Below are 6,221 nucleotides of genomic sequence, written 5' to 3'. Positions count from 1 at the left end.
AGGGGCTGGCAAAGAAGTGCAGTATGGAGCTTTAAGCGCTTAGAAAACAACAGCAAAAAAATGCCCGTCAGATAAGCCTGACGGGCATGCATCATAGTGAAAAATGATTACGCAGCAACAATTTGCTTGATGGCGTCTTTTGCATCGTTAGCCGCTTTGGTCGCCACTTCTGGACCATAAGCGATGCCTTCTGCGAACACGAAGTTCACGTCAGTGATACCGATGAAGCCGAGGAACAGTTTCACGTATGGGGTCAGCAGATCGCTGGCCGTATCTTTGTGGATACCGCCACGGCTGGAAAGGATCACCGCACGTTTGCCGGTTACCAGACCTTCCGGGCCTGCTTCGGTGTAACGGAAGGTCACGCCAGCGCGGGCAATCAGGTCGAAGTAGTTTTTCAACTGCGTTGGGATGTTGAAGTTGTACATTGGCGCGGCGATAACCACGGTGTCATGGGCTTGCAGTTCAGCAATCAGCTCATCGGAGAGAGACAGCGCTTCTTGCTGACGTGGAGACAGCGGAGCGTCGGATGGACGCAGTGCGCCAACCAGCTCACCATCCAGCACCGGAATCGGCTGCGCGGCTAAATCACGCACGGTAACCGATTCACCTTTAGCGCGTGCTTCGTCAGCGTAGAAGTCAGCCAGTTGATTTGACTGAGAGTAACCAGCGAGGATGCTTGATTTCAGAACTAAAACTTTGCTCATGGTATTTTCCTGTGCGTTACGCGGTTGGCTTACCGCTCAATGCTTTACACTGTACGGAGTTAGCCCGCGAGGTAAAAGCGCAATATTTCGAGATCTATGTTCGAAATAATTGAATAACCTCGCACGTCCCGTTCAGGCAGGTGTTCCAAATTGTGCTATGATGCCGACCATTAATTGCTTGAATCCGCCGGGAAATCATCTGCCCGCTGCAACAACAGGTACGCATCGCTATGTCATCATCCGACTCTTCACCTTTAGCCTCCCTTTGGCCGCGGCTCGATAATCTGACGCTGCGCGACAGTCAACGTCTGCGGCGTCGATTGCTCGGCGCTGCCAAGGTGAAAAATCCTTCGGCGCAGCAGGGCATTATGGCTGAACTGGAGCCGGAATTTGTCGCGGCGGAGCAGCGCCTTGCGCAGCGCACGGCGGCGACACCACGCATCACTTTCCCGGACAACCTGCCGGTCAGTCAGAAGCAGCAGGACATTGCCGATGCGATCAGTCAGCATCAAGTGGTGATCGTCGCGGGTGAAACCGGATCGGGTAAAACCACGCAGCTGCCAAAAATCTGCCTGGCGCTGGGACGCGGAGTAAAAGGGCTGATTGGTCACACGCAACCGCGTCGTCTGGCGGCGCGCACCGTGGCGAACCGCATTGCCGATGAGCTGGAAACCTCGCTCGGCGGCACCATCGGTTACAAGGTGCGCTTCAACGATCAGGTGAGCGAAACCACCCAGGTTAAGCTGATGACCGACGGTATCCTGCTGGCGGAAATCCAGCAGGATCGCCTGTTGCTGCAGTACGACACCATCATTATCGATGAAGCGCACGAACGCAGTCTGAACATCGATTTCCTGCTTGGCTATCTGCGTGAACTGTTGCCGCGTCGTCCCGACTTAAAAGTCATCATCACGTCAGCTACCATCGATCCGCAACGCTTCTCACGCCATTTCCATAATGCGCCGGTGATTGAAGTTTCCGGCCGGACTTATCCGGTGGAAGTGCGATATCGTCCGATGGTCGAGGACGCTGACGATACCGACCGCGATCAGCTGCAGGCGATTTTTGATGCGGTCGATGAGCTGGGACAAGAGAGCCGCGGCGATATCCTGATCTTTATGAGCGGCGAGCGCGAAATCCGCGATACCGCCGATGCGCTGATGAAGCGCGATATTGCACACACCGAGATTCTGCCGCTGTATGCGCGCCTGTCGAACGCCGAGCAAAATCGCGTGTTCCAGTCGCACAGCGGACGCCGCATCGTGCTGGCAACCAACGTAGCAGAAACCTCGCTAACCGTGCCTGGCATCAAATACGTTATCGATCCCGGCACCGCACGTATCAGCCGCTACAGCTTCCGCACCAAAGTGCAGCGCCTGCCAATTGAGCCGATTTCGCAGGCGTCCGCCAATCAACGTAAAGGGCGCTGCGGGCGCGTTTCGGAAGGTATCTGTATTCGCCTTTATTCCGAGGATGATTTCCTCAGCCGCCCGGAATTTACCGATCCCGAAATTCTGCGCACCAATCTCGCCTCGGTCATTTTACAGATGACCGCGCTGGGGCTGGGCGATATTGCTGCCTTCCCGTTTGTCGAAGCGCCGGACAAGCGCAATATTCAGGATGGTGTGCGCCTGCTGGAAGAGCTTGGTGCTATAACGCTGAGTGAAGACGAAACCTACAAGCTGACGCCATCAGGTCGCCAGCTTGCCCAGCTGCCGGTTGATCCGCGTATGGCACGTATGGTGCTGGAGGCGCAAAAATTTGGCTGCGTGCGCGAAGCGATGATTATCACCGCTGCGCTATCGATTCAGGATCCACGTGAGCGTCCCGCTGATAAAAAGCAGGCATCTGACGAAAAACATCGTCGTTTTGAGGATAAAGAGTCTGATTTCCTCGCCTTCGTGAATCTGTGGAATTACCTGCAGGAGCAGCAAAAAGCGCTCTCCAGCAATCACTTCCGCCGCTTGTGTAAAACCGAATTTCTTAACTATCTGCGCGTGCGTGAATGGCAGGATATCTACACCCAGCTGCGTCAGGTGGTGCGGGAACAAGGTATGCCGGTCAACAGCGAACCTGCGCCGTATCGTGAAGTGCACTGCGCTTTGCTCACAGGCTTGCTGTCGCATATTGGTCAGAAAGATAACGACAAGCAGGAGTTTACCGGCGCTCGCAACGCGCGCTTCGCCATCTTCCCCGGTTCCGGGCTGTTTAAGAAGCCGCCGAAGTGGACCATGGTGGCGGAGCTGGTGGAAACCAGCCGTTTGTGGGGGCGCGTTGCCGCACGTATCGATCCGGAATGGATCGAACCGCTGGCGCAGCATCTGATTAAACGCAGCTACAGCGAACCGCACTGGGAAAAAGCGCAGGGCGCGGTGATGGCGACGGAGAAAGTGACGCTTTACGGCCTGGCGATTGTGCAGGCGCGTAAGGTCAATTACAGCCGCATCGATCCTCAGCTGAGCCGCGAGCTGTTTATCCGTCATGCGCTGGTGGAGGGCGATTGGCAGACGCGTCACGCGTTCTTCCGCAATAACCTGAAACTGCGTAACGAAATTGAAGATCTGGAACACAAATCGCGTCGTCGCGACATTCTGGTCGATGACGAAACGCTGTTCGCTTTCTACGATCGCCGCATCGGCAGCGATGTGGTGTCTGCGCGCCATTTCGATGCATGGTGGAAGCAAGCCAGCAAAGAGAATCCGGACCTGCTGAGCTTTGATAAGCAGATGCTGATCAAAGATGGCGCGGACAAAGTCAGCCAGCTCGATTACCCCAACTTCTGGCATCAGGGCAACCTGAAACTCAAGCTGAGCTATCAGTTTGAACCGGGCGCGGATGCCGATGGCGTGACGGTGCATATTCCGCTGCCGCTGCTGAATCAAATCGAAGAGACCGGTTTCGAGTGGCAGATTCCTGGCGTGCGCCGCGAATTGGTTATCGCGCTGATCAAATCGCTGCCCAAGCCGGTGCGCCGTAATCTGGTACCCGCGCCGAACTACGCCGAAGCGTTTCTCGGTCGCGTCACCGCGCTGGAACTGCCGTTGCTGGATGCGCTGGAACGCGAATTCCGCCGCATGACCGGCGTGACCATTGACCATGAAGCCTGGCAGTGGGATCAGGTGCCCGATCACCTGAAAATGACTTTCCGTGTGGTAGACGAGCACAACCGTAAGCTGCAGGAAGGCAAAAATCTGCATCAGCTGCGGCTGCTGCTGAAAGGCAAAGTGCAGGAAACGCTGTCAAAAGTGGCGGACGATGGCCTCGAGCAGAGCGGTTTGCACATCTGGAGCTTTGGCGATTTGCCGCAAAGCTACGAGCAGAAGCGCGGCAGTTATCAGGTCAAAGCCTGGCCGGCGCTGGTGGATGAAAAGGACAGCGTAGCGATTCGCCTGTTCGATAACGAGGTGGAACAGCAGAAAATGATGTGGCGCGGCCAGCGTCGCCTGCTGCTGCTCAACATCCCGTCGCCGACCAAGTATCTGCATGAGAAGTTGCCGAACAAAGCCAAACTTGGTTTGTACTTCAATCCGTACGGCAAAGTGCTGGAACTGATCGATGATTGCATCGCCTGCGGCGTAGATAAGCTGATGGCGGAGGCCGGCGGCCCGGCGTGGCAACAGGAAAACTTCGAACAGCTGCGCGACAAAGTGCGTGCTGATTTGAATGAAACCGTGGTCACCATCGCCAAGCAGGTCGAACAGATTCTGACCTGCGTGTTCAATATCAACAAGTTCCTTAAGGGACGCGTAGATATGTCGCTGGCGTTGGCGTTAGGCGATATCAAAGCGCAGCTGAATGGCCTGGTGTATCGCGGCTTCGTCACCGGCAACGGCTGGTCGCGTCTCGGTGATACGTTGCGCTATCTGCAAGGTATTGAGCGCCGACTCGAGAAACTGCCGGTGGATCCACACAGCGATCGTGCGCGCATGCTGAAAGTGCAGGCGGTGGAGCAAGCCTGGCAGACGTGGCGGAATAAATTGCCGCCGCAGCGTCAGGATGATGCCGAAGTACAGGCGATTCGCTGGATGCTGGAGGAGTTGCGGATTAGTTATTTCGCGCAGCAGCTAGGCACGCCTTATCCGATTTCGGATAAGCGTATTCTGCAGGCGATGGAGCAGTTGAGTTAATCAAGAGAGTGATGTGATGGAGGTCGCCATGAATGGCGACCCTACGTGATTATTGCGCTAATTCTTCAAGCTTATCTTTAAAGGACGGCACCGCAATCGCGCGGTTATCGGCACGATAACGATCGGCCGGCGCGGGTGCCGAACTCTGTACCGCAATCAACTGCCACTCATCACCGTTCTTCAACAGCAGCGGCGAACCGCTGTCGCCTGGCAAGGTATCGCACTGGTGCGACAGCACTGCGCGCTGCGCCCAACCGGTCACCAGACAATCGCTGTGCGAATAGAGCGTATCCAGATGATCGGCCGGATATCCGGCTTGCGTTACTTTGCGTTGGGTGGTTTTCAAGGCGGCGGTTAAATCGCCACGCGAACCCTCAAACAACGGAATCGGCACAATACCGGACGGCGGATTATGCAAGATGACCAACCCATAATCGTATGGCGCGGCGCCCGGCGGCACGATCCAGCCTTCGCCGTCGGCCTGCAACCGGCGCGCTAAAGAGGGTTCAACGCGCGCATCAATATCATGAATCTCGTAACGCCAGCCTTTAGCGCTGGCCATAAAACGCAGCGCCACTGGCTTATCAAATTTGCCGGGCGGAGCCAATAAACAGTGTCCGGCGGTCAACGCCAGATGGGCAGAAATCAGGGTGGCGGTGCAGAGGTTACCGCTTTCGGTCTCTAACTGACCGATGGCATCCCAGGGCGCGGCGCTCACGTCGCTAATCGCCTGGCGATGATCTTTGCCAAAGAACAACGTTTTGATGTCTTCCGGGCTAGGCCCATCTTCATCATCGGCATGTGCTGTGTGGTTAAAACTGAAAAGTCCAACAAGTAACAGGATAGCCAGGCGCATAGATCTCTCAATGGCGAGAATAAGTAGAAGTTGTTGTCATCACGCTTGAGCGATAACTATAGTCGGTGAGCGGTGAAAAAGGGAGAAATATTGGAGTAATCAGCACGCTACAACGACTAGATAAAAAAGCTGGCTGCAACTATGCCACAGAGGATCATCACAATCAGAATAATTTCGAAGCGATAGCGACGCACCATTTTTCGCTACTCCAGTAAATAAACACCCGGCATAACCGGGTGTTTTCAATCATCAATACGGTGTTGGCGCTAAGCGAATCTTATTTAGCTGCTTTTTTCACTTTGTGATGCTTTTTAGCTGCCTGAGCTTTCTGCGCAGCTGGTTTAGTTACTTTTTTGTGGTGCTTTTTAGCAGCCTGAGCTTTCTGTGCAGCTGGCTTGGTTGCTTTGTGGTGCTTTTTAGCAGCCTGGGCTTTCTGTGCAGCTGGTTTGGTTGCTTTTTTGTGGTGCTTTTTAGCGGCCTGGGCTTTCTGTGCAGCTGGCTTGGTTGCTTTTTTGTGATGCTTTTTAGCGG

Annotated in this window: 4 protein-coding genes; 1 reads left to right on the top strand and 3 read right to left on the bottom strand. The window is 55.0% G+C overall.

Annotation, left to right across the window (positions count from 1 at the left end):
- Positions 1-107: 107 nt before the first annotated feature.
- Positions 108-707 carry an FMN-dependent NADH-azoreductase gene (locus tag RTY00_RS08140; RefSeq protein ID WP_312664074.1) on the bottom strand — a complete coding sequence of 200 codons (600 nt, stop codon included), beginning with the start codon at positions 705-707 and terminating at the stop codon, positions 108-110.
- Between the two features lie 230 nt (positions 708-937).
- Between RTY00_RS08140 and hrpA the strand changes: the two genes are divergently transcribed.
- The gene (gene hrpA, locus RTY00_RS08135) at positions 938-4,834 is read left to right on the top strand and encodes an ATP-dependent RNA helicase HrpA (RefSeq protein ID WP_312664073.1); all 3,897 of its coding nucleotides are present in this window, start codon (positions 938-940) and stop codon (positions 4,832-4,834) included.
- A gap of 49 nt (positions 4,835-4,883) precedes the next feature.
- Here the strand turns inward: hrpA and RTY00_RS08130 are convergent, their stop codons facing one another.
- A complete protein-coding gene (locus RTY00_RS08130) occupies positions 4,884-5,690 on the bottom strand; it encodes a trypsin-like serine peptidase (protein ID WP_154193524.1) in 807 nt (268 codons plus the stop codon).
- Positions 5,691-5,967: 277 nt separating this feature from the next.
- Positions 5,968-6,221: acid resistance repetitive basic protein Asr (gene asr / locus RTY00_RS08125; protein ID WP_312664072.1), on the bottom strand; the 254-nt coding region annotated here is incomplete at its 5' end.

The sequence above is a fragment of the Pantoea sp. CTOTU49201 genome (assembly GCF_032054795.1).
GTDB classification, from domain to species: Bacteria; Pseudomonadota; Gammaproteobacteria; order Enterobacterales; family Enterobacteriaceae; genus Pantoea; species Pantoea symbiotica.
The sequence above is the reverse complement of the archived record's forward strand: the minus strand, read 5'-3'. Positions and strand labels throughout refer to the sequence as shown.

Bases quoted from the DNA above. Each gene is read 5' to 3' on its own strand.
- RTY00_RS08140 (WP_312664074.1), bottom strand. From the start codon at position 707: ATGAGCAAAGTTTTAGTTCTGAAATCAAGCATCCTCGCTGGTTACTCT.
- hrpA (WP_312664073.1), top strand. From the start codon at position 938: ATGTCATCATCCGACTCTTCACCTTTAGCCTCCCTTTGGCCGCGGCTC.
- RTY00_RS08130 (WP_154193524.1), bottom strand. From the start codon at position 5,690: ATGCGCCTGGCTATCCTGTTACTTGTTGGACTTTTCAGTTTTAACCAC.